The 2,310-nt window shown below is 58.4% G+C and carries 5 protein-coding genes; 4 read left to right on the top strand and 1 reads right to left on the bottom strand.

Translation table 11 applies throughout. The features are described from left to right. A partial coding sequence (locus HP459_RS22500; RefSeq protein WP_171936882.1) for an amidohydrolase family protein occupies positions 1-337 on the bottom strand: 337 nt, incomplete at its 3' end. A gap of 220 nt (positions 338-557) precedes the next feature. On the opposite strand from HP459_RS22500, the gene HP459_RS22495 reads away from it, so the two are divergent. The 4 genes from HP459_RS22495 to HP459_RS22480 all read left to right on the top strand — a co-directional run bounded on the left by HP459_RS22495 (position 558) and on the right by HP459_RS22480 (position 2,188). Beyond that, positions 558-1,244 carry a hydrolase gene (locus tag HP459_RS22495; protein WP_022646922.1) on the top strand — a complete coding sequence of 229 codons (687 nt, stop codon included), beginning with the start codon at positions 558-560 and terminating at the stop codon, positions 1,242-1,244. Positions 1,245-1,305: 61 nt separating this feature from the next. Further along, on the top strand, positions 1,306-1,527 hold the full coding sequence (locus HP459_RS22490; protein ID WP_022646923.1) for a DUF1427 family protein: 222 nt from the start codon (positions 1,306-1,308) through the stop codon (positions 1,525-1,527). Beyond that, positions 1,524-1,784, top strand: a complete 261-nt coding sequence (locus HP459_RS22485) for a XapX domain-containing protein (protein WP_171936881.1) — start codon at positions 1,524-1,526, stop codon at positions 1,782-1,784. Before HP459_RS22490 ends, HP459_RS22485 begins: the two co-directional genes overlap by 4 nt. A gap of 23 nt (positions 1,785-1,807) precedes the next feature. Beyond that, entirely contained in the window at positions 1,808-2,188 is a 381-nt protein-coding gene (locus HP459_RS22480) for a response regulator transcription factor (protein WP_006810275.1), read from the top strand. Positions 2,189-2,310 lie beyond the last annotated feature (122 nt).

The raw sequence follows: 2,310 nt of genomic DNA, 5'->3' as shown, positions 1-2,310 counted from the left end.
CCCACTGGGGCGACGGCGTGCGCAGGGCCTGCTCTTTCAGCATGCGCAGGGCATCTGCCAGGGACGGTACGCCTTCCCAGCGCAGCTCGAGATTGTAGTTCAGCCCGCCGCGGATCAGGTGCAGGTGCGAGTCGTTCAGGCCGGGGATGGCGGTGTGGCCTTTTAAGTCGACCACCTTAGTGCCGTCGCAGTGGTGTTGCATCACCTCGGCGACGGTGCCCACTTCCAGGAATTTCCCGTCGCGCACGGCAACGGCTTCCGCGAGAGGGTTCTCGCGATCGACGGTGTGAAACTGGCCGTTAACCAGAATGAGATCGGCTTTACCGAGGGTAACCATAACTGCTCCAGACTGAGAGGGGAATGGTCAGGATTATGGGAACCGGTTTCGGGAAAGATCCAGTTATACAATAGGATAGGTATACCAAAGTATAACTATACCTAAGGTTAACTATACGAAGAGATAATTACGCGCCAGCGGCGTGGGTCATAGGATGAATGCGATTTTATCGGCGTGCTGTTCGCGGCGATTTTAACCTTTAACCTCACTGGATAATCTTATGACCACTACAAAACTCGAAGTCTTAACCCCAGCCAACTGTCAGATCATCTTCATCGACCACCAGCCGCAGATGGCGTTTGGCGTGCAGTCTATTGACCGCCAGGTGCTGAAAAACAACACCGTGGCGCTGGCGAAAGCGGCAAAAGTGTTCAACATCCCGACCATCATCACCACCGTTGAAACCGAAAGCTTCTCCGGTAACACCTATCCGGAGCTGCTGGACGTGTTCCCGGGTCAGGACATTCTGGAGCGTACCTCCATGAACTCCTGGGACGACCAGAAGGTGCGTGACGCGCTGAAGGCTAACGGCAAGAAGAAGGTGGTTGTCGCGGGCCTGTGGACCGAAGTGTGCAACAACAGCTTTGCCCTGTGCGCGATGCTGGAAGGGGACTACGAAATTTATATGGTGGCGGACGCGTCCGGCGGCACCTCCAAAGAAGCCCACGACTTCGCGATGCAGCGCATGATCCAGGCGGGCGTGATCCCGGTGACCTGGCAGCAGGTGATGCTGGAGTGGCAGCGTGACTGGGCACATAAAGAGACCTATACCGCGGTGATGGATATCGTGCGCGAGCACTCCGGCGCCTACGGCATGGGCGTGGATTATGCCTACACCATGGTGCACAAAGCGCCGTCTCGCCAGAAGAGCGAGCACCGTACCTTAGCGCCGGTTCCGGCACGCTAAATCCCGGCGGCGGGCTGGTCCCTCATCCGGCTCGTCACTGCCTTTTTCTCTGGAGTTCACAATGAGTACAGGGTTGATATCCCTCGCGGCAGGCGTGCTGATTGGCCTGATGTATGCCGTGCTGAAGGTGCGTTCCCCCGCGCCGCCCGCGCTGGCGCTGATTGGCCTGCTGGGTATGCTGGCAGGGGAACAGGCGATGCGTCATCTTTTATCCCGCGATAATCCCGCTGGCGTGCAGGTGACGGTTCCCCACGTTCAGCACCTGACCGGAGCGTCATCATGAAGGCCTGGATTATTTCGCTGGTGTGCGGGGTCGCGGCTGGGGTAATTTACGCCCTGCTCGACGTGCATTCCCCGGCGCCGCCGGTCGTCGCGCTGCTTGGCCTGTTCGGCATGCTGGTGGGTGAACAACTGATCCCCATCGGACGGCGTCTGGTGAGCCGCGAACCGCTGACCCTGGCCTGGTTTCGTCATGAATGCGTACCGAAAATCAGCGGTACCGCGCCCCCAACGCCCGCGAAGGAAAACCGCGACGCGTAACGAATTGTTTGAGGAAAGACAGCATGACGCTGCCGTGGCGCATTGCCATCATTGATGACGAACGCTCTGTTCGCAGCGGGCTCAGTAACCTGCTGCAATCGGAAGGGTATGCTACCGATACCTTCGATTCGGCAGAGGTGTTTTTGAGCCACCCTCTCGCCCTGTCCGGCGCGTCGCTGGTGATCACCGACATCAAGCTGCGCGGCATGAACGGGATCGAGCTGTTTGAGAAGCTGCGGTTGCTGGCCACGCCGCCGCCGCCAATACTGTTTATCTCCGGCCATGCGGATGAAAATATGCAGCGGTATGCACTCAGCCTGGGCGCCGCTGCATTTTTGCGTAAGCCGATTAACATCGATATTCTGCTGGATCATATTCAGCGGGAGCTGACCCGCCGACAATAAGGATCGCGGATGAACGAACAAACGTCGCCTGCATTTTGGCCCGCCCGGGGAAGTCTCCATGAAGGGCGGGCTTTTGTTCTGAAAGAGGATGTTATTTTTACCGTGCTGGCGCAGGAGGGCGG

Origin of the sequence: Enterobacter sp. CM29 (assembly GCF_013179605.1) — a bacterium.
GTDB classification, from domain to species: domain Bacteria; phylum Pseudomonadota; class Gammaproteobacteria; order Enterobacterales; family Enterobacteriaceae; genus Enterobacter; species Enterobacter intestinihominis.
Note: the sequence above shows the minus strand (reverse complement) of the source record. Positions and strands in the feature narration are given on the sequence as shown.